The following is a 20,993-nucleotide window of genomic DNA, read 5'->3' on the forward strand; positions in this document are numbered from 1 at the left end:
TGGCTGTTGACTGTTCTCAGTTTGTCCCATACTTCGATCGCACTATCCTGGATATCTTGGAAAAGTGCGATCGATCAAAAGTTTTCCCCTACCAATCGTCTCACTTCCACGGTTGATAAATTCATCATTGGCGCTACCTGTTCCCGACTCATCCCAGAATTTAAGAGTTGAGTTACGAGGGGGGAAACGGCATTGTCGTGTCCGGCTCTTGGGATGCCAACGAAAGATAATTTGTATAAAATTGATAATTGTAGCAAGACTTTTCAAGATTGGCCTAATACAAGCAGAGGCGCGATCGCTCCTGCGTGAATAAAGTATGATGGATAGTGTAAACATAAAAGACGTTTACTAGGATAGTTATGGACGCTGAAGAATTGCTCAGACGCTATGCCGATGGCGAGAGAGATTTCTCGGGAATCAGCTTAGTCGATGCCAATCTAGCAAACATGAACTTAAGTGGCATCGCTCTCAGTGGCGCTGATTTGAGAGGTGCTAATTTGAGAGAAACCAATCTCAGCGGAGCCAATCTAGCTCAAGCTAACCTGAGCACTGCTAATCTCAGTCGCGCTAACTTAAGTAATGCTTGCTTAGAAGAAGCTGACCTCAGTGATGCTGACTTACTAGAGGTTGACTTGGAGGGTGCTAATCTGGCTCGCGCTAATTTGTGGGGAGCTGATTTGAGTGATGTTCAGTTGATTGATGCTAATTGTACATCGGCAAATTTTAGCATGACATTCTTGGTTGACGCGAATATTGAAGGTGCTAACTTTCAGGGAGCGCAGATAGATACCGCTATTTTCCAAATGCAAAGGATTCTGTTTACAGATATCATCAATCGTTATGCGGCTGGGGAAAGAAATTTCAGCGGCTTGATAGTAGAGAGTCCCAATTGCAGCCGGGAACGCAGGTCTTGGGAGCTCGGACAATTAAAAGGATTGGATTTGAGCGGTATTATTTTGCGTAATAGTAGTATCCTAGAGCTCGGACCCTACATGAATGGAGTGATTTTGCGGGGGGCTGACTTGACTAGGGTTGATTTCGATCAAAGCAATTTTGAAGGAGCAGATTTGAGCAATGCTATTTTGCGGGAAACCCGTTTCTTCCAATCAGTTTTTGATTTTGCCAATTTGAGCGGAGCTGACTTGACGGGAGCTAGGTTCTCTGAGGGGAGTTTTTGGTGTGCCGATTTCAGTAGAGCCAAATTTAATAAGGCAAGAATAGGCAGTTTCAGCTTTATCTGCAATAATTTGACGGAGGCAACCTTCAAGGGAGCTAGGTTACACAGTGTTTATTTTCAAAAAGCCAAGTTGACCAGAACTGACTTCCGGGAAGCCGACTTCGGTGTGAAAGACGATCGTGTTTTCGGGGGCGACTTCCGAGATTGCCATTTTGAGGAGACCCTCATGCCCGATGGCAGCGTGGGAAACAATAGTTAAGCTAAATAGACTTCCCTGATGGGAAGTCTATTACAGCCATCAGGTGAGTTATCCTGGAAGGATGGCCGTCACTTCCTTGAGCCTTTTCTTGGCAGCAGAATTGGGGATATTAGAAAGAAAATCGTACTGACTGTCTTTCGTTAAATCTTTGTTAAGTCGGGCTTCCAATGCTTCTATCGTGATGGTAAAGGCTTGATCGTTCCACGCTCGATTTTCTGTTTTTGGTGCAAGACCATCTGGAGTCTTAATGGGATTTGTGTAGTCGAGCAAATTTTTAATGCTGTAGGAATTGTTAGGTATCCACCAGGCAAAGTGGATATCGGGATACTCAGATTTGTTCTGGGGCGAAAAGCCTAAGACAACCTTCCAAAGTGCATCCGGTACTTGAATATTTGTTGGATTTGTGGTATCTGTTCCTGGATGAAAGTTGGCAAATTGGTTTGGGTTAGGATCATTCCTGCGAATCGGGGCAACTCCCTTCACATTTTCATCTGCAGGTAGAGGCCCATAGGTTACGGTTCCGCCACCCTGACCGGAACCTCCTGCAAAGAGGACGAACTGATAACCTTTTTTTGCACGTTTCTGAAGTTCTCCTTCTTGAGTTGCCCAAACCCCTGAGTTTTGCTTGCTATCTTGAGGAATGATATTTGTGGTCAAAAACGTAGCTAGGTTATCCTTAATGCTTCTTTGGCGATCTGCTGAAGGAGTCAAGTGACCGCGAGCTGAAAGGAAGAAAGCTTTCTTTCCCCACAAAAACCGATTATATTCCTGCTTAGTGTATTTTTCCGCAATCTGAGGCTCAAAGTCGTAATCACCATGCTGAACCTTGTAGAAATCTGATGCAGGCAATTGAGGATCTTCAGCGAATTCGTCTGCTGCTCTTTTGGCATTACCATCTGCCCAACCTTTGTCAAGTACCCAGCTAACCCAATTCGGTGTATTTTTGGCACCATTGTACGAAAGAGTATATTGAGGCTTCTCTATCAAATAGTTAGTTTGATAGGTGCTATTCAGCTCGGTTCTAGCATTATTAGGATTGCCAAACCTCAGCGATTCGCTGCGGAAAAAGATATTATCCAGATAGACGGGAATAGATGCTTCGCTCTTGAATTCAAGAGTTGCTGGCTGACCGCGCAGTCTTTCTGGTACGTCAACATAGAAAGATTCAAAGCCCTTTATCCCGTAATCTACTTTGAATTGATCTGCTAAGTAACTAGCAGGAGCTTCGTTACTATCCGTTTGATTTTCAGCTTTTTGAAGAGTTATTGTTTGAGAAAACGCTTGAATTGAGGGATCTAATGGTCGAATAGTAACATCAAGCGTACCTTTAGATTTGGCCTTAGAGCTATTGGCAATCTTTGGTGCGTGCAGATCAAATCGAAGAGCGCCCCAATCGGGTACAACAAACCGATTGTGAACAATTTCCTTCACCCCGCTGCTTTCTAACTTAAAGGCATAGTTTGGTTCGCTATTCCCTTGGATGGACTTTACGTCCTCCAAACTTTGAACCAAATCAATGTTTGGATCGGATTGACCGTTGTGGAACGACCATCCAGGTAGACCCTTAGAAAGGGTCGTCCGAGTCACTTCCTTCGGAGCGAAAACAGCATCAAAATTCCCATTAAACAAAGTAGGAACCGCCGCGTCTCCTCGCATCCTGGCATCATAAGTATTGTCAAAATCTAGCGGGATACGCTGTACATTTGTTTTAGGGCGCGAACTGTAACCGCCGCCCATAGCCGAATAAAACCAGCCCGTACCAATTCCCTCCCAAGGAGCAGCATCAACACCGTGTTTTGGGAAACTCGTTTCCGGCGTATACCAAGGGCTAACGCGAGCCGGGTCTGTCAAAGTACCGCCAAATGAAAAGTCTTTATCGAACAACTGTTCCCGATACCCATCTCCTCGCCGACGAAATACAGGATTAACTTCTAAGTTTTCATTGGACGGAAAGTTAGTTGGAAGCAAGTCGGATGTTCCTCCGTACCAACTCACAACACGTCCGTGTACATCTCCCGGTCTAATCACAGGATCTGTCGTAAACCCAGCACGGCTGTTATTGTAACCTGGGTCATTTTTATTAGTTCCCAAGAAAACCGACAAATCCGGTTCTCCTAATAGCTTACCATTAGGATCGGGATTTTCTGACCTCCAACCTTCTCGTGGAAACTTAAGTCCTGGGGCCGTTCCCTTCTCGGTAGACGGTAGATTCGGAATATCGCGACCTGCCGGCGTAAGTGTACCGCTCAATAAATTCGGTGCTGTCTGATAGTAATTGTCAGCAAAAGTAACATTTTTCCACACCTGAACTTTCGGTTCGCGGAAATCACCGAAATTCTGTGTCACCACATTTAGCCCCGGTTGGTTGAAGTCATGGGGGTCTAAAGTTGTCATCTGAAGGTCGCGAGTATTGGAATTTTCTTTGCCGCCAGCATCAGGAAAATAAGTACCCAAACGCTGAATAATTTCGCTGTTAACAACAGTACCCCGACTGAAACCAACAAAGTGCAGCGGTGAATTGAAAACTGCACCTTGTTTAGCCGTGCTAGTTTCATCCTTCAACACTCCATCCAACTGCACGAGGGAAGTAAAGAAAGCATCTGCTGCCGCTTCTGTGAAGCCTGAATCAGGAACTGCCGACTCATTATTTTCTGACCAGTTATTTAGCAGGACTAACGGTTGTTGTTTCCCCAGGTAGGGAGCTATATAACTTTCCAATTTAGTGAGATAGTTCGGGTCGTCTTTCGGACTCAAACCTGGTTGGAAGTCTGGGGAAACTACACCATATTTGTTAACTGGAACCCAGTAACCTGTAGGCAGGTCGTACTTCATCATCAAACCGCCGCCGTCGATACCTGCATTGGCAATGCTATTACCCATTTGGTAAAACTCTGAAGGAATTCCCGGCTCATTAAAAAATGGAGGTTTAAAGCCGTGGGTCAGCACGGTGACGCTGCTGAAGGTATCGTCACCGTTGAGGGCTGGCGGTAGCGGCGTCCAGAAATTACCAAACTCCTCGTTGCGTTTTCCTTCTTTATTCCAAGCTTCAACAGCCCAATTATAATTTTGGCCCGCAGTCAGTTTGAGACTGGGAGGAAGTGTAAAGCTGGTATTGGTTCCCTGAGTAAATGTTTTACCGCCATCGAAAGTCCACTGGCCGATATTGGTGCTATCTTTCTGCCAAGTCGCAGTTAAAATCCGGTTGGGGTTGAAATCGTTTTCTTGACCGTGGTAAGAAGATGTACTCCAAGGTTTTGTCAGTAAATCTAACTGCTGCGGTTTGCTCAATCCTTGCTTGGCAAGAAATTCGTTACCGTTAGGGTCTGGTAAATCAACTACTTTATCCCACGGCAAAAGTCCCTCACCTTCGTCAAACACGCTGACGAAGAGATTGACTTCTTCAATATTTTCTGTCGGCAGTCCATCAAACTTCCATTCAAAAGTCGGAGTCAAGTCTTTTGTATCATTAGCATCAACTAAATCCAACCAATCCAGCGGTGTCGCCGCCAAACCGCGAGAGTTAGTCGCAGCAACGGGAGCTCGCTTGCTACCAGGCGGCACGCCGTAAGTATACTGGTTGTTCGCATCAGTCAGAATCTGGAAGTCAGCAGCAACACTAACCGCTGGGTTAATATTATCGATGGGTACTGTGGAAAGGTCAGCAACCGTAGCATTTCGTGCTGTAGTGCTGTCGAACAAAGGCAGCCCGACACCCCGACCTTTAGCATCAATTTGAAATTGAGCGGGGTTTGTCACTGTTTTGACAAATTCCTCCACATCAAAAACATAAACTTTGCCGCCAGCACCGCTTAAATTCGGATAGGAAGCGTAAAGGAATTTGCTATCACTTGAAAGCGCTAAGTCGGTAGCGAATCCATCTGGAATTGGTCTAGTTCCCGCCATTAATTGCGGATTTGTTAGCGGGTCTTTAATAATGCCGATGTTGCTGCCGGCTCGCGGGTCTCCATCTACGCTGGGTAGTTCTTGACCGAAAAATTTCGTGTCCGCATTGCGACCCACAACAAAGGCATAACTGGCATCCGGCAGTACCGTTACCGCGACTCCCTCATTTACATCAAAATAATCGTTAGCAGAACCCAGCCCTAAACTTGCATATCGGGTGGTAGCAGCAAAACTCACCGGGTCATTATTAGTAATGTCCAATACCCCAAATCCGTTGCTATCTTTGCCGCTGTTCGTAAAGGTCATGGCTAAGGGATTGACGGTGCTTGCTATTCCTTCTACTCCTTCATCGGCGGTGATACTTCCGATTAATTGATTCCACTTTTTGGGGTTCTGACTGGGGTCGCTGGGTCGGTCTTTGGGGTCGATGTTAACAGCGTAAATTTTGCTGTTCGAGCCGTTTGGTGCAGTAACAAACAGCTTTTTGCTGTCGCTGCTAATGGCTATTTGTCGCAAACCGTTCGGGGCTGTACCGACTGGGATGGTTTGGGTGACTTGGTGATAGGTTGAGGAAAACGGGTTGATATCGAGAACGTAGATGGAGTTGCTGCCGATTTTTCCGTCTGCGATGTAAGCGTATTGGTCGCGGGGGTCTATAACTATGGATCGAGGTTCTGCACCGCTGGGCAAATTTATCGGGTTAATACCAGCGGTATTCGGCTGAGTGTCTACCTGTTGCCTGGTCATCGGATCGACTAAAGCAATGCGCCCAGAACGATCCATCGCTACATAAGCACGGCTGCCGTCACTGGTGAGTGTTAGTTCTCGCGGTCGATCGAGTATATCATCCGTCCCTACAGAAACGCTGGCAATCGACAAGTCGCTGCTATTAGTAGCTGTGACGACTGATGCGGGATTTGCACCGTTAATAATTGCGATTTTATCTGTTGTCCACTGCGCGGCAAAGATGTATTCTGTATTGTTTTCTATTCGGTAAGGACTGCTATCGTATTTAACTTCTTTGGCTGGTTCTGAGGGATTTGGGCTAACTTTTTCGTTTTGCTTGCGGCTGATGACGATGCGGGATTCACCTAACGGTACGGTGTTGGGAACTTGAACGGCGATTTCAAATTGATTGTTTGCCAATTTGCGACTTTTGTCTGTCAAAACTGTTCCTTCGTAAGCTTGTCTGCCTACGAAAAATTTAACGGTTAAGTCGCTGAATCGGCTGCCTAACGGGTCGCTCAAGTTATCTACTAATACATTAGTACCCGTGATGAAGAGAACGGGTTGATTGTTGGGAAAAGATTGATTGTTGCTGTCTGTAAACTTAAGTTCGGCACTTTGGATGATGGGAGGTGCTTTGGGATTAGAAGCTGTTGGTGCGAGTTGGGATGCGCGTCTTTCGCCGATTAAAGCATCTTTGTCTGAGTAGTCGAGATCCCTTTCACCTATAATTTCCCCAGTCAGAGCATCCAGTGCGCTATTTTTTTCGGGGGGGGGTAAAATCTGTGTTGGGGAAGCTCTGACTCAAACTGAGGGAGTTGGAAAAGCTGGCGATGTCTTCAGCGCTATTGTTGTCAGCGGCCCGAAGTGGAGCGAGTGTTTGTTCTGAGATGTTGCTGGCGTAAGCTTGACTATTGAGTAAGTTTTTGGTATCAATCTCGAATTCTGGGGCGAGGAAATTCTGAAACGGATCTTGAGAGTTAAAAGGTGAATCTTTAAAAGGTTTCATGTTTAATTTCCGTAGATGCGAGGGAGCTGTTTGCTTGTGATAGTTTCAAACTAACTAATTGATGCGCTTCACCCTTCATTCAAGAAGAATGTGTGGATTCGGACTTAATCAAGTTTTTAGTGCGTGATTTTTATTGAGCTGCCAAGCTTTTATTAAGAATAATGTTCCCGTATTTTCGGCAGCAAGTCAATCACGGAAATTACTGATATTTTCCGTCGGGTACTGGAAAACTGGCAGTGTCCGCAACAACTTAATAGCAGAGCATATGTGAAGGTTGCTGCGCTAGTTAGTTTGTTTGACTGATAAATTGTGATTGAATTGTTAAAATTTTACAGATTATTTATCAAAGTAATGTACGTTAGTCAGCCAAAATACTTAGATTGTTGTAGGCTCGCATTTCAAGCCTACTTAAATTTACTGACGGGAAATTACGGAAGAACGGGAGCATCTCTGTTTGGCTTTTATAGTGCGAGATATTCAATAGTTCGCACTGTAAAAAAAATGCTTTTTGCAAAAATGAAATGCTCCCTGTTGTTCCCTTGTTCATAATATATGAAAGAATTGGCTGACACGTAAACATCAGAACGTTCTTGAAAGTAAAGTTTGACAGCTTCTACGCTGTAAGTCATGTAATCGCGCGTGATGTCGCTTTCAGCCATCGGCTCTCCGTCGCTGCTGGGATATTCAATTTCTAGTTGTTCGACTTGAGTTAAAATTGTCATTTTTCAATTTTCCTCAAAGTTATTAATTTAATGTCCGGTAAATAAGTTTGGTAGGGTGCGTCGCTGCAATATCTTGGATAAAACTTGCAGATTATAGATGGCGACGCACCTTACACGGGATATCGTAATATTGTGTGTATCACATATACATGAAATATGCTGTATAAACGGAGGACACGGCACTGCCGTGTCCCTACAATTAATGGGGTATGGCCACTCCAAAAGCCGTGTCCTCGGTATGATTCCGATGCAGCCGGAAACGATATAACATCTGTTTGAGAGTCTACAAATACAGACTATTTAAATTCTAATTAATCCCTCTGTCTAAAATAATCATTTCCGAACCAACAACCGGACTTCTAGCTATTAAATTGCCTTCCCTATTCGCAATTTCTAACTTGCTGAAATCGAGTGAGTTAGCCTCCTTCCACATCTTCGTTGCTAGTTGATTTTGCTCAACTGCGCTGAGTTTGTACCAATCTTCCGCGACTTTTACTGTCAAAATGCTGCTGGCAAAATTAGCTTGAACAGACTCAACTAAGCCGCCTCCCAGTCGATTCTTAATGTCAGTAACTTGATTTTGAATCGCAGCAATCAGAGACTGTTCGGGCGTCAGCGGTGGCGGTGGGATAATTTCTACTGGTTGCGGTTTTTCCGGCGCCACTAAATCGGGCAACTTGCTTTTGAATTTAGCAGAGATTTGCCCAGACGGTACGATCGCCTCTGGCGATTTCGGAGTTCCCGATGCCATAAAATCACCAAAAGTTTGCGGCGACTGCTGCGCTGCTGGGAGAGGCACTTTTGCTACTTTCTCCGGCGGTTTTGGCGAGAAACTGTTGAGAGTTAAACCGACTGCAACGATTAGAATTGCTGCTATGGCGGCGTTTAAAATTGGATCGGACAGCTTCTGGTTCGTAGATGGTGGCAGTAGCGATCGCACTAGCCGCACAATACTTTGCCAAAGTATACCGACGTTCTGTAAAAAGCTCCCTTCCCTGCGTTGGGATACAGGCTTTTTATCAACTTTTACAGCAACTTTTGGTGCCACGCTGTTAACTTCCGCAGCAACAGCGGGAGGACTTACTGTTGCTGAGTCAGAAGCGGTGGGCGCGATCGGCTTTACTTGCTGCAAGGGGGGTTCGGCTGGTACTTTTTTGCCTTTTTTTCCCAAGTTCCCAATCGATGCCATCAAAGCTTTGATTGTCTGACTTTTGGGAACCGCGCTGCTGGCATTTTGAGTTTTGCTGCCAGTGGGGGCAGACTTTGCGGCCGAATCAACCGCCGGTGTCGGAGATTGAGAGGGTTCGGGAGTTGACTGGTTTAGTTGTTCTTCTGACATTTTCTCTGCCTTGGGGCGTTGCAAATATATCTAAAAGCGATAAATTTTTAGTTGAGCCATCTCAACCTTAATTTATCATTTCATTAGTTGTAACTGAATCAAAATGAGCATCAAACGCCGTCACTTTCTAATTTTAGCCAGTCTCAGCAGCTTAGGTTTTGCCGGAGTCTGGAAAATGTTTCAGCTTCGGACTTCCTGGGGTACAGAGGCCAACGCTGCTGTGCCTTCTAACGTTGAGACAGAAAGGGCGATCGTCCCTTTGCCGGCCTCACCGCCTATTTTACGCTTTATTTCGGTAGCCGACACCGGTACCGGCGCAGAAGGTCAGTATGCTGTCGCTGAGGCGATGGCGCAATATCACCGGAAAAACCCTTTTAATGTTGCTGTTCTTGCCGGCGACAATATCTACAATAACGGCGAAATTGAAAAAATTAATGCTGTTTTCGAGCGGCCTTATCAGCCGTTATTGCAGCAAGGTGTAAAATTTTATGCTTGTCTGGGAAATCACGACATCCGCACTGCTAACGGCGATCCGCAAGTTAAATATGCGGGTTTTAATATGCAAGGTCGCTACTATACTTTTCGGCGAGATCCAGTACAGTTTTTTGCTTTAGATACCAATCACAATGCTGACTGGAACAATCAGCTTGTGTGGCTGGAAAAAGAGTTGAGTCAGAGCACCGCACCTTGGAAAGTTGTGTTCGGCCACCACCAGATTTATTCCTCTGGCGTCTACGGATTGAATCAACCTTTTATTAAGACTTTAACGCCTTTGTTTCAAAAGTACGGCGTGCAGCTTTATATCAACGGACACGAGCATAGTTACGAACGCACTCGATCGATTAACGGTACGACTTATTTAATTTGCGGTGCCGGCGGGGGCACTCGTCCGGTGGGGCGTTCTGAGTGGACGGAGTATTCTGCTAGCCGCCTGAGTTTTGCGACGTTTGATGTCTATGAAGACCGGATGTTTGTCAGTTCTATCGGTACTGACAAACGGGTTTTTGACAGAGGGGTGATTCAAGTGCGATCGGCTTAATTCAAATTATATTCAGGAGCAAACCAAATGAATAGGGGTTTTAGAGCCAATAAAACTGGTTTTGTTTTAGAAACAACTGTAGAAGGTACGTTGAGAGGCCACGGATATCTCGAAATATGTCCCCAGTTGCCGAAAAAGCGCAAGCGAGATTGGCTCTTAATCTCTACTGAAAATCCCAAGCGATATGCTAAACAGGTTTATATCGGGTCTAGCATTTATGAAACTGAAATAAATGTCGATTTTTATATTGTTGGTTGCGGTTTGTTTCCTCTGGGTCTAATTGTTGAGTGCAAGTGGCAAGAAGACAAAGGTTCAGTAGACGAGAAGTATCCTTACCTCAATTTAAATATTAAAAATTGTTATCGGGTGCCAACTATTGTTATAGTGGGCGGTGACGGTATGAGGCAAGGTTCGATCGACTGGTTTAAAAAACAAATTCCTGACAATCAAAATCTGTTGGCAGTTCACAAGCTCGAAGGTTTCATTACCTGGGCTAACAAATACCTGTAACAGGACTTACGGAACTTTGCCGCGTCGGGCGAAACTAGGTATTGCTCCTACAAAATATGCTTAGGATCGCGAATTAAATAATTTACACAAGTTTGTGGGGAGTAGGGGTTGGGAGCATCTCAGTTTTGTAAAAAGCATTTTTTTATTCTAGTGCGAGCGTCCCCGCTCGCGTATTGTACAATACGCGAGCGGGGACGCTCGCACTGTAAATGCAAAACTGAGATGCTGCCGTAGGGGTTGGCCAGAGAGCCCGCCCTTTCTGGACGGGCGGGACGCCCATCCCACAAGAACCATCACGCATTGTCAGTTATTTAATTCTCATTCCTTAATTAGAGACTTGGCTTAAGTAATATTTAAAATGAACGTATTAATAATTCTTTGATTTTACCGCGCTTAAAACTATTAGAATTAATTCCTCTAGATGCTGAGATTTCAATGAGCTTTGGCAGAGATTTATTTGGGAAAATTTGAGTGTCGCGGTAGATTTTTTCGATAAAATCGCAGTTGGAATTAGACAGCATAACTTTCACGCCCCGTTCTGCAAGTTGGGCAAAAATATCTCTCAGTTTAAGCTGTTCCGATTCTTTGAAATTATCCCGGCTGTAAGTGGTGAAGTTACTGGTGGCACTGATTGGATAATAAGGCGGGTCAAAATAAACAAAGTCTTCGCTGCTGGTAGCAAAATCCAAAATTTCATCGAATTTTCTGACTTCAATTTGAGCGGGCGCGAGTAAAGATGAGACCGATCGCAGTAAATCTGCTTGACAAATGTTAGGATTTTTGTATCGACCTATGGGAACATTAAATTCACCTTTTGAGTTTTCTCTGTAGAGGCCGTTGTAACAAGTTTTATTTAGGTAAATCAGGCGTGCTGCTTTTTCTATATCTGTTGTGTAGGAGCGCGATCGCACCGAGTAATAATAATCTTTATTGTTCTTGCTGTGTTCTGACTGGTGATCGAACAAAAGCTCAATTAGCTCCTCAACTTTATCCCTGACACAGCGATAAGCATTAATCAACTCAGGATTAATATCTGTTAAAACAGCTTGCAAACCAGGGTGCTGCTGTGCTAAGTAAAAAAATACAGCTCCGCCGCCCAAAAAAGGCTCGTAGTAAGTGGTGAACTTTTCAGGAAAATAAGGTTGATATTGTCCAATCAACCGAGTTTTGCCTCCTGCCCATTTCAGAAAGGGACGTGGCAAGACGAAAGAAGGTGCGGCAGCAGACATTTATCTAGAAATAACGGCCCTCTAATATTTATCACAACTAGAACTCAATAGAAATACTTCTGAAGTTCTTACCGGAGGTCGCGTGGCATTAAACAGACAGTGCCGGAGCGATCGGCGAAAAGTTTTCGTTAGAATTATATATGTCAGCTAAGCCTAGGCAAAAATGCCCGATCGCCCGATCGGCAGATTTAGCTCCGGCTGTGCCAAAATTGTCTAACTCGCTCACAAGTGTTACCAGCCAAAGATTGTGCTGTAACACTTTACCCCACCAAGCTCATGCAAGATTTTATTAATAACGTCTCTCGCTACCCCCGCTTTTTCATTACGATATGCCTGGGAATTTTCTTTTTCCTGTTCGAGCGACTCAAACCCCTGCTCGATCGACCGGCAACTGCGATCGCCCTGATTAGTTCGATTGTAGCGACTTTTGTCTTTCTAACTTTTACACTGCGGGCTATGTTAGGCCTGAGTTCGGTTTAAAGCCTGCGCTTGAACGCAAACATCAACGGCAAATTCAGTTAAAACACTAACTCCCAAAGTAACTGCCAACTCTTGCAGGCGATCGCACACTTGACAATAGTCGCTGCGATACATTGGAAGAGGAAAAAAATTGCGCTAGTTACGCCCGCGCTGCTCAACCAAGCCGCAGGCAAACATTACCGAAGTGCAGGACAAGCGTTTGGGGCTATCAACATTCACTGGGGAAATACTGCACCTCTGTTTCCCCGGTGTCCCACTTAATCATTAGGAAGCGGCACACCCCGCCCCGCTTTCCTCTCCCGTTAACCTGACGGTATCACGAGAGTTTCCAGCGGACAAGACAGATGAAGTTTGAACATATCTATCAATTTTTTCAAGACCCCCCTCCTGTTTATCTAAACAAGGAATTAGCTGTGTGTTACATTCTTTCCGTGTTATTGCGCGGAGATTCCTACGGTACAGAACTGATTGGCCAACTAGAGAGGGAATTCCCCATCTACCGACTTTCTGATACCGTTCTCTACAGCGCTCTGAAATTCCTCGAAGATGAAGCCGTAATCACCGGTTACTGGAAAAAAGTAGAAGGACGCGGCCGCCCCCGCCGGATGTATCAAATCCTCCCTGAGTGGCGGCACCAAGCTCAAGACCTCGCTCGTCTCTGGCATGAGTACATTGGTCAGGGAAACGGCGCGTCCGAGCGTCGTTCCCGCGCCTTAGAAACTGGTCAGACGGGTTAGCCGAGTTGGAATCGGATGCCTAAACCCTGGAGATGCTGGCGCTACTTGCAAAGCGATTTGCCTGATTGCCTTCGCTTTGCTCGATCGCCCGCCGCACACCGATTAAAGCAGCTACACAACGTCAGGACTTACGCACGGTCACTTGAGAATTAGGGATGATGGGGAGATAGGGGAATTGGGTGATGGAGAGCAAAACGCCTTGCAGAAGAAGCTTTCTGCGAATTTTGATAACAAAGTGTCTGCGTAAGTCCTCGATCGCTTTCGTATGTAAAGTTCTGTAAAGTAATAGTAGATCATTTAAATTACACAAACTTCTACCGATGGATACTGCTGTTCTTCCTTCTACCTTTGTGCTAACGCTACTGCTGGCTGTTGGCTTGTTTTTCTTCATCAAGGCTTCAGTCAAAGATCGAATCGAACAAGTCAAGCTGGCTTCCGAGAGCGCCCAAGAGTCACTGTTAACCGAGCTACAACAGTATTTTGCCCAGAGAGCTTACCGAGTTGCAGCCGTCGATGCCCCCAACTATAAAGTCACGTTTGAGGGTTTTGTGCGGCCGAGTTGGTTTCTAGCTATTTTTCTAACTCTGCTGAGTGCAGGCGGCGCTCTGTGCTTGGGACTGGTTTTGGGAATGCTAGTTCCTCAGCAGGGTCAAATTTTCCTAGCTTTGGTACTGCTGTCCCCGCTGGCGGGGGTATTTTACTGGAAAAAAGCTGGACGCTCTGAGCAAGTCTCGCTCAAACTCGAATCAGTTGCTGAGTCGGGAAGCCCAACCAAGAGCTTTGTTACTGTCAGAGCTCACCGCGATGAACTAGCAGCCATGCAAAAAGCTTTAGATTTGAAACCGATCGATTAAAAGTTTGACGCGGAACGTTTTTTGATATGCTAGATGCCGTAGTTAGACTTCTAGCTGACAAACCGATAACTCAAGAGCGGCTCTCTCGTTGATAAACCCGTGGCTGTTTTTTTGATCCACTTGTTCGATCGACAAATTGATCGACAAAACAGTCAAAAAAAAACCATTATCGTGAAAGTGCCAATTGTGGCGATCGCCCTTGGGGTGCGATCGAGCCTGTTGCGATGGCTCCTTATACCCTAATTTCTAAGGACTTTTCGCATAAATTTCAGTTGGCACTCTCCAGACAATGAGAAATCTCGCGCTTTTGTTAAAAGAGTTAGAAAAACATTGCTGTCACTGTTTTGAGCTAAACCTTTTGAGCTATGCGCGGCTGGCTGACACCACAGGAATTTTTTCTGTGGTAGCTTCCAACATCACCTTTAAGCTGGGAAACAAGAAATGGTTTTCTTCTACGTATTGGGCTCCAAATAAACCTTTTTCAGCCCAGAAGTATCTGTCAGTGGTATGCTCGTTACGCTTGACTAACAGCAAAGCTGGGGGAGCAATGCCTTCTGCATGGATGAACTTGCGAGCCGCTGTTACGGGTTTATCTTCGCCGCTCTCGATGCTATATTGAGGCACACACTCTAAAATTCTGCGTCCTTCTTGTCGGCGGCGACTCTTGCGTTTGCGTCTCCTGGCCAATTTCTTTACCTCCTCTGTGAGCAGACAGTATGAGCAGACAGGTTGTAATGATAGCTACCAAATCCGAGGCCAGTATATCCGTTCTAGCTCTAAAAATCAACTGTTTTTAATATATCGACATAATCTTAACATTCGTGCCGATCGACAAAAGTGTAGCGGTTGTGGTATGGTCGGCCGCAAGTTCCGCCAAAAGCCAAGCTTGGGGATCGGTGGAAGCTGCGCCGACGGCGATGCGGGGCAATTTGGGTTCATGAAAGCCCCATGCCTTCAACATAGCTGTCTTCTATCAAAGGGAAGAAACCTGAAATCTAGAAGTCTCTCATCAGTAATCGGTGGCCGATCATTTGTAATTTACTTAGAATTCCGTTAGATATCTTAATGATGTGGCGCTCATGTTAATGCCAGCCAGTTCAGAATTTGTCAAACTTTGCCGCTCGCAGGTAGCCATCGCCGTTAGTTTGGGAGCGAAATTCAGCGCGGTATACCTGACACAAGAGCTCGTAGAAGGCAGCGAAGCAAAGTTGGTGCCGATCGCGGTTTACCCAGAAACCTCAGCCGAATCGGAAGAAAATCAGGGGTTGAGGTTGCAATCTTCCGAAAGCTCGACAGTGAAACCGGTACCGCGACTGCTGGCGCCGCCTGTTGGGCCTGGGGAAGAATCAACGGTAGGGGCGATCGCACCCGATCGACTTCCGGGTAAGGAGCGCAGTTCCCATCAGTGCCAAGGCCCGGAGAATTTGTGGCAGCAGCGGATGCAAATTGTGACGCCTCTGATACACGAGGGAGCTGTAATGGGACTCCTAGTCAGCGGTCGGCAAGACAGGCCTTGGAACGAGCGAGAGGAGGCTCAGATACAACAAATTGCTCGCACCTTAGCCTTAGCCTGCATTTTAGACCAGCGATCGCAGTGGATGCAGCAGGAATTGGGTACGAGTCGGCAAATCCAGGCTCAGGTTTACGACACGATGCACAATTTGCTGCATCAGTTCAAAAGTCCGCTGACAGCGTTGCGAACTTTTGGCAAGCTGTTAGCACGGCGGCTGGTACCGGAAGACAAAAACCGCAATGTGGCTTTTAGTATTGTGCGAGAGAGCGATCGGCTGCAAGAGTTGCTGGGCCAGTTCGATCGAACTGTTGACACCGGCGAAGCACATCTAAAACTGCGATCGGGCACTTCAGAAAAAGCAATGTCCAATGTCGAATCAATCCGGCATTCTCCTCTGTCGCTGTCACCTGCGGCCAATGTCCAGGAATCCTGTTTTGTTACAGAAGTCTTAAAACCGCTGTTAACTTCCGCCGAGGCGATCGCATCTGAAAGGAATCTGAAATTGGTAGCCGACATGGAGGCGAATTTGCCACCAGTCTCAGCGAACGATCGAGCTTTGCGCGAAGTTTTGAGCAATTTAATTGACAATGCTTTGAAATATACCCCTGCCGGCCGCCAAATTTATATTAAAGTCAGGTACAAAGCAGCGGATGGCGATCGGGCAGGATACAGCCAATTGCCAGCCATAGCAGTTGCCGTCAGCGACACAGGTTCCGGCATTCCTCCCCAGGATTTAGAGCATTTATTTGAGCGGCACTACCGGGGAGAAAAAGCGCAGACAGAAATTCCCGGTACAGGATTGGGTTTGGCGATCGCCCGCGATTTAGTCCGCCAAATGCAAGGAGAAATAGAAGTATTTTCCCCAGTCAATCCTGAATGGCTGCCATCGGCGGAAACTCATTTATATCCAACCGATCGCGGCACTACATTTGTGGTTTGGCTGCCGGTCAATAAGTAACGAACTCTATTGCTGGGAGACATTTTTTATGAAGCATCTACCTTTATTCGATAAAATTCCCAAGTTTTCAAAATCTTTAGAAGTTGTCAAAAAAAACTTTTTTCGTGTACGGTTTTTAGCTGCTTTTAACATTCTGACTGTTGTGATTTTCGGCGCGCTGAGCGTATACGCCAAACTCTACAACCAGGGAGACGGAGTTGAACGCCTGTTTAGCGATCCTTTTAATTTCTGGTTCCCTTACGAAGGTATTCTCACCGGAGTTTCCGAAGTCCTCTGGTGCATCCCAGTCGCAATTTGTGCATTTACTTTCGGAGTGTTGCGCCAAAAAGAGCCGCGGAGTCGATCGGGGATATTCTTCTTTTTTAGTGCTTTACTACTTGGAGTCTTTTTCCTAGATGACAGGTTTCGGATGACTTTGATTCTTTCTCGGTTGGGAATATCAATCAAATTAATTTATTTCTGTTATGGTAGTGCTGTTTTCCTTTACGGAGTTAAGTTTTGGCGATACATCAAAACCACTCCTTACCTGCCATTAGTCGCAGCATTCCTCTTGTTTGCTATCTCGCGCTTTGAGGATATTTTTGAGTCTCAAAGTCAAGGAGTACACGCGATGTTAGAAGATGGCACTAAATTATTAGCTCTTCTGAATTTAGCACGGTATTTTTGGCACGTATGTCATCAGGAAGTTTGGCGACATTTGCAGCAGAGGGAAGAACATTGAGCAGAGGATATTACAAAAAAAGTCGTTGCTCAATTAGGGTATCACTAAGCAACGCCTGCGATCGCATAAAAGCCAAATAATTTATTGGATTTTGATAGGGGCATTGGAAGATTAGCAAATTTGAGAGAGTAAATTAATAATCGAAGATAATGTCTGCTAAACTTGTTTTCGGATTTAGAATAACAAAAAGTTTTTCGTTTCAAACGAGCTATCAGGATGTATTAATCTTGTATTTTCGCGCTCAACTCTTGTCCTATATATACAGCATATTCCATGTAGATGTAGATCGCGAGCAACCGGGTTTCGAGCAACAGAATCAGTAATGATGCGAGAATTCTAAAGAAACCAGGTTTTGCGCGGTGCACTTCATAAACCTGGAATACGCTGTATATGGAATATGCTGTATTTTTACGACACAGTTGGTAACGTCTGCGAACAGATTGTTAAAAAATATATTGAAAACCAATACAATTACAGCGTATCCCAGCTTTATGAAGTGCAGCTTTAGGCGCGGCAATGGCATTCCCCTACGGGGATGGAGCCATCACGGGGTTACTTCATAAACCTGTAATCTGCTCTAAGTTAGAAGAATGTGGCTAAAGCGGCAGCGCCTATCCCGACCCCAGAAGGGGGGGGACTTGCTGCGGGGAAAAATTCTGTCATAATTCCGATTAATGAGCAATTACCAATTAGGAATTACCCTATTCTCATGGAACTGAAAAACGGTATACGATCAATTCAGCCGGATGAGTTTTCTAGGCAGTCGCTACGGCGGCGCTCTTAGTGCATCTACAGATAGTCGGCAGCTCAATAATAAACTGCGTGCCCTGCTGTGGCTGAGAAATACACTCCAATTGACCACAGTGCTTTTCTATTAGAATTTTTCGGCTGATTGACAATCCCATGCCTGTACCTTTTCCTATGGGTTTAGTAGTAAAAAAGGGAGTGAAAAGTTTAGCACGAACTGTTTCTGTCATGCCCAAACCATTATCAGCAATTGTTATCAGGATGCGGGAATCCGAGCTAATGTTGTCATGCGAATTGCCTGGTACAACTTCAGTCCGAATCAAAATGTGGGGGTGAAAAACTGCACCATCTCCTCTTTCTCTACTTAGCCGCTCTTCTAAAGCATCTATAGCATTCGCTAAAAGGTTCATAAACACCTGATTGAGCTGACCGGCATAACAGTTCACCAGCGGCAATGCACCATAGTCTTTGATCACATTAATAGCAGGGCGATCGGACTTAGCCTTTAGTCGGTGCTGTAAGATCATCAAAGTGCTATTAATGCCTTCGTGGATATCTACTGATTTAATTTCAGTTTCATCCAACCGAGAAAAATTGCGTAGAGAGTGAACAATATTGCGAATACGTTCGATCCCTAACTGCATGGAAGAAAGCAATTTTGGTAAATCATCTATGATAAATGGCAACTCTCCATCTTCTATTTCATGGATAATTTCTGCTTCGGGTTGCGGGTAATACCTTTGGTAAAGATTCACCATATTAATGAGTTCTTTAATATAGTCGTTGGCGTGGGACAGATTGCCGTAAATAAAGTTAACCGGATTGTTGATTTCATGAGCGACACCTGCAACTAATTGACCGAGACTAGACATTTTTTCACTTTGAACTAGCTGGAGTTGTGTTTCTTGGAGTTCTTGGACAAAATGATCTAAGGCAACAGATTTTTGGTGCTCTTTTTCTTCACTGAGACGGAGTGCTTTCTCTACTTGTTCGCGTCGCTCTATTTCAGCCTGCAAACTCTGACTCAGAGAAAAACTTCTCAAAGCTGTTAGAATCGTAGTGTATAGCTTTGATGTCGTTAATTCAGTTTTAGTTTTATAGTCATTAATATCGTAATTGATAATAATGCTTTTTTCAGGTACTTGTCCGGGTTGACCCGTGCGTAAAATAATTCGCACTAAATGATTGCCTAAAACTTCTCGGACATATTTAACAAAGTTTAAGCCAGCATCATCTGTTTCCATAATTACATCAAGTAAGATGATGGCAACATCAGGGTTTTCTTGGATTAGCTGTTTAGCTTCACGAGCGGAGTAAGCATTAATGAAGGTTAAAGATTTATTTTCAAAGACAAACTTCCTTAGTGAAATTTCGGTAGCGGTGTGAACTTGAGCCTCATCATCTACAACTAAAATTTTCCAGCTTTCACTCAGTTTTTCTTCGGTGGTTTCATCGGCAAACAATATCTCGTCATCCGAGTCGATTACTTCGGCAAAGTATACTGTTTCTGGAGATGGTGGAGTTAAGAAATCGTCAAAATCACTTTTCATTGCTGTACACCTTTATTTTTTACTAATGTGTCGGTTTGAAGTTAGAAAACCTGTTAAGCAAAAGGCAGAAGGGAGAAGAGTTAGACAGCAACCTTTTCAGTCATCCTTATTTTACTTTTAATGAGGTGGACTTACTTAGTTATCTTGGCCAGGAAATCGGAATTGTAACTCTACATTGGGGAATCAATTTGCATCGGTAATTTAATAATAAACTTGGTTCCTCTTCCCACCTCACTTAGACATTCAATTTCACCTTTTAGTTTTTGGGTGACTAAATTGTAGACAATATGTAACCCTAACCCACTGCCACCTTGACCACGCTTAGTGGTAAAGAATGGCTCAAAAATTTTACTTAAGTTTTCTGGGGGAATACCTTTACCTTCATCGGCGTATTCAAACCTTAGCCGATTACCTTCTTGCTCCCAATCAAAGATTAGTTCCCCAGAAATCCCTGGTTCGTAGGCATGAATCAGAGAATTGATTAGCAAGTTGGTCACAACTTGGGACAAGGCTCCTGGATAAGAATCTATAGCAATTTTGCTATCTCCCTTAATTTTAAGCGAATGTGGGCTATTTTTCAACTTTGGTTTTAATTGTAATAAAATTTCATCAAGATAAGGTCGGATCTGGAAAGTACGCCGTTCTTCGCTAGAGCGATCGACTGCTACTTGCTTAAAGCTTTGAATCAAGGCTGCCGCGCGCTCTAGGTTAATTAGCAGGGCCTTACTGCTTTGACTAGCAATATCGACAAATTCTTCTAAATCCGATCGCTTCATTTTGCCACTTTTATAAAGAGATGCAAATTCTGTGGTATTTTCTGCCAAAGCTGAAGCAACAGTGACACCCACTCCGATGGGTGTATTAATTTCATGGGCAACACCAGCAACTAATCCTCCCAGAGATGCCATTTTTTCAGATTCGACTAGCTGAGTTTGGGTGGCTTTTAAAGCCTCTAGGGTGTTCGATAATTGTTGAGTCCGATCGCTCACTAATTGCTCTAAGTTTTGATTAAACTCCTGTAAATTTTTGTAAAGTTGAGCATTCTCAATGGAAATAGCAATTTGGGCAGATAACAGTTTTAACAATTCTAGGCGATCGGTAGTAAAAGCCCCTTCAGTCAGGTTATTTTCCAAATAAAGAATGCCTGTCAGCTTACCTTGGTGCAGCAGAGGAGTGCAAAGAATAGACTTCGGTTGAGTGGCTGCAATATAAGGATCGCGGGTAAATTGTCCCTCTTGAGCCGCATTATTTAACACCACATTTTCCTGGGTGCGAATCACATAATTGGCGATCGCACAAGCCAGCAAAGGAGTTCCCCCCGAAGCTGCTATCGGATTGAGAGGAAGCGATTGCAGCACGCTAACTTCATCCTCCTGCACCGAACCTTCCGCCTCAAGCGCCCAGTTTCCCGCTTTTTCTAAAATCAAAAAACCTTTTTGCGCTCCCGCATTCTCGATCGCAATTTTCATCAATCTTTCCAGCAACCTACTCAAAACAATTTCACCCGAAATCGCTTGAGA

The 20,993-nt window shown here is 44.8% G+C and carries 20 protein-coding genes; 9 read left to right on the top strand and 11 right to left on the bottom strand.

What is annotated here, in order from left to right:
* The first annotated feature begins 359 nt into the window (after positions 1–359).
* Entirely contained in the window at positions 360–1,436 is a 1,077-nt protein-coding gene (locus tag QUB16_RS23795) for a pentapeptide repeat-containing protein (RefSeq protein ID WP_333319955.1), read from the top strand.
* A gap of 48 nt (positions 1,437–1,484) precedes the next feature.
* Here QUB16_RS23795 and QUB16_RS23800 read toward each other — a convergent pair whose 3' ends face one another.
* Positions 1,485–6,587, bottom strand: a complete 5,103-nt coding sequence (locus QUB16_RS23800) for a DNA/RNA non-specific endonuclease (RefSeq protein WP_333319957.1) — start codon at positions 6,585–6,587, stop codon at positions 1,485–1,487.
* Between the two features lie 64 nt (positions 6,588–6,651).
* Between QUB16_RS23800 and QUB16_RS23805 the strand changes: the two genes are divergently transcribed.
* A complete protein-coding gene (locus tag QUB16_RS23805; protein ID WP_263053614.1) occupies positions 6,652–6,774 on the top strand; it encodes a hypothetical protein in 123 nt (40 codons plus the stop codon).
* A 48-nt stretch (positions 6,775–6,822) separates the two neighbouring features.
* On the opposite strand, the gene QUB16_RS23810 is transcribed toward QUB16_RS23805, so the two are convergent.
* From QUB16_RS23810 to QUB16_RS23820, 3 genes are all read right to left on the bottom strand, one after another.
* Entirely contained in the window at positions 6,823–7,074 is a 252-nt protein-coding gene (locus QUB16_RS23810; protein WP_333319959.1) for a hypothetical protein, read from the bottom strand.
* 461 nt (positions 7,075–7,535) lie between these two features.
* Positions 7,536–7,796, bottom strand: a complete 261-nt coding sequence (locus QUB16_RS23815; RefSeq protein WP_333058436.1) for a hypothetical protein — start codon at positions 7,794–7,796, stop codon at positions 7,536–7,538.
* Between the two features lie 307 nt (positions 7,797–8,103).
* Entirely contained in the window at positions 8,104–9,135 is a 1,032-nt protein-coding gene (locus QUB16_RS23820; RefSeq protein ID WP_333319961.1) for a hypothetical protein, read from the bottom strand.
* A 103-nt stretch (positions 9,136–9,238) separates the two neighbouring features.
* Here QUB16_RS23820 and QUB16_RS23825 point away from each other — a divergent pair, with 103 nt between their 5' ends.
* Positions 9,239–10,174 (top strand): metallophosphoesterase, encoded by a 936-nt coding sequence (locus QUB16_RS23825; protein WP_333319963.1) that lies wholly within the window; start codon positions 9,239–9,241, stop codon positions 10,172–10,174.
* Positions 10,175–10,201: 27 nt separating this feature from the next.
* The gene (locus tag QUB16_RS23830; protein WP_333139600.1) at positions 10,202–10,684 is read left to right on the top strand and encodes a PD-(D/E)XK nuclease superfamily protein; all 483 of its coding nucleotides are present in this window, start codon (positions 10,202–10,204) and stop codon (positions 10,682–10,684) included.
* 353 nt (positions 10,685–11,037) lie between these two features.
* On the opposite strand, the gene QUB16_RS23835 is transcribed toward QUB16_RS23830, so the two are convergent.
* Positions 11,038–11,913 (bottom strand): DNA adenine methylase, encoded by an 876-nt coding sequence (locus QUB16_RS23835; RefSeq protein ID WP_333319965.1) that lies wholly within the window; start codon positions 11,911–11,913, stop codon positions 11,038–11,040.
* Positions 11,914–12,001: 88 nt separating this feature from the next.
* Positions 12,002–12,172, bottom strand: a complete 171-nt coding sequence (locus tag QUB16_RS23840) for a hypothetical protein (RefSeq protein ID WP_333104817.1) — start codon at positions 12,170–12,172, stop codon at positions 12,002–12,004.
* Positions 12,173–12,189: 17 nt separating this feature from the next.
* Between QUB16_RS23840 and QUB16_RS23845 the strand changes: the two genes are divergently transcribed.
* Positions 12,190–12,393, top strand: a complete 204-nt coding sequence (locus QUB16_RS23845; protein WP_190657763.1) for a DUF751 family protein — start codon at positions 12,190–12,192, stop codon at positions 12,391–12,393.
* Here QUB16_RS23845 and QUB16_RS23850 read toward each other — a convergent pair.
* A complete protein-coding gene (locus QUB16_RS23850; RefSeq protein ID WP_333319966.1) occupies positions 12,373–12,507 on the bottom strand; it encodes a hypothetical protein in 135 nt (44 codons plus the stop codon). The two genes, QUB16_RS23845 and QUB16_RS23850, sit on opposite strands and share 21 nt — an antisense overlap.
* Positions 12,508–12,737: 230 nt before the next feature.
* Between QUB16_RS23850 and QUB16_RS23855 the strand changes: the two genes are divergently transcribed.
* Complete coding sequence (locus QUB16_RS23855; protein ID WP_333139606.1) at positions 12,738–13,130, top strand: PadR family transcriptional regulator; 393 nt, start codon at positions 12,738–12,740, stop codon at positions 13,128–13,130.
* A gap of 320 nt (positions 13,131–13,450) precedes the next feature.
* The gene (locus QUB16_RS23860) at positions 13,451–13,984 is read left to right on the top strand and encodes a cofactor assembly of complex C subunit B (protein WP_333319968.1); all 534 of its coding nucleotides are present in this window, start codon (positions 13,451–13,453) and stop codon (positions 13,982–13,984) included.
* A gap of 363 nt (positions 13,985–14,347) precedes the next feature.
* Here QUB16_RS23860 and QUB16_RS23865 read toward each other — a convergent pair whose 3' ends face one another.
* Both QUB16_RS23865 and QUB16_RS23870 read right to left on the bottom strand, forming a co-directional pair.
* A complete protein-coding gene (locus QUB16_RS23865) occupies positions 14,348–14,671 on the bottom strand; it encodes a DUF3155 domain-containing protein (protein ID WP_006635576.1) in 324 nt (107 codons plus the stop codon).
* Positions 14,672–14,777: 106 nt separating this feature from the next.
* On the bottom strand, positions 14,778–14,945 hold the full coding sequence (locus tag QUB16_RS23870; protein WP_333319970.1) for a hypothetical protein: 168 nt from the start codon (positions 14,943–14,945) through the stop codon (positions 14,778–14,780).
* A 124-nt stretch (positions 14,946–15,069) separates the two neighbouring features.
* Here QUB16_RS23870 and QUB16_RS23875 point away from each other — a divergent pair, with 124 nt between their 5' ends.
* Both QUB16_RS23875 and QUB16_RS23880 read left to right on the top strand, forming a co-directional pair.
* Positions 15,070–16,455 (top strand): ATP-binding protein, encoded by a 1,386-nt coding sequence (locus tag QUB16_RS23875; protein WP_333319971.1) that lies wholly within the window; start codon positions 15,070–15,072, stop codon positions 16,453–16,455.
* 28 nt (positions 16,456–16,483) lie between these two features.
* On the top strand, positions 16,484–17,176 hold the full coding sequence (locus QUB16_RS23880) for a hypothetical protein (protein ID WP_333319973.1): 693 nt from the start codon (positions 16,484–16,486) through the stop codon (positions 17,174–17,176).
* A gap of 755 nt (positions 17,177–17,931) precedes the next feature.
* Here the strand turns inward: QUB16_RS23880 and QUB16_RS23885 are convergent.
* A complete protein-coding gene (locus QUB16_RS23885; protein ID WP_333319975.1) occupies positions 17,932–19,473 on the bottom strand; it encodes an ATP-binding protein in 1,542 nt (513 codons plus the stop codon).
* A 170-nt stretch (positions 19,474–19,643) separates the two neighbouring features.
* On the bottom strand, positions 19,644–20,993 hold a 1,350-nt coding region (locus tag QUB16_RS23890; RefSeq protein WP_333319977.1), incomplete at its 5' end, for a GAF domain-containing sensor histidine kinase.

Source organism: Microcoleus sp. D3_18a_C4 (genome assembly GCF_036702415.1).
Classification (GTDB): domain Bacteria; phylum Cyanobacteriota; class Cyanobacteriia; order Cyanobacteriales; family Microcoleaceae; genus Microcoleus.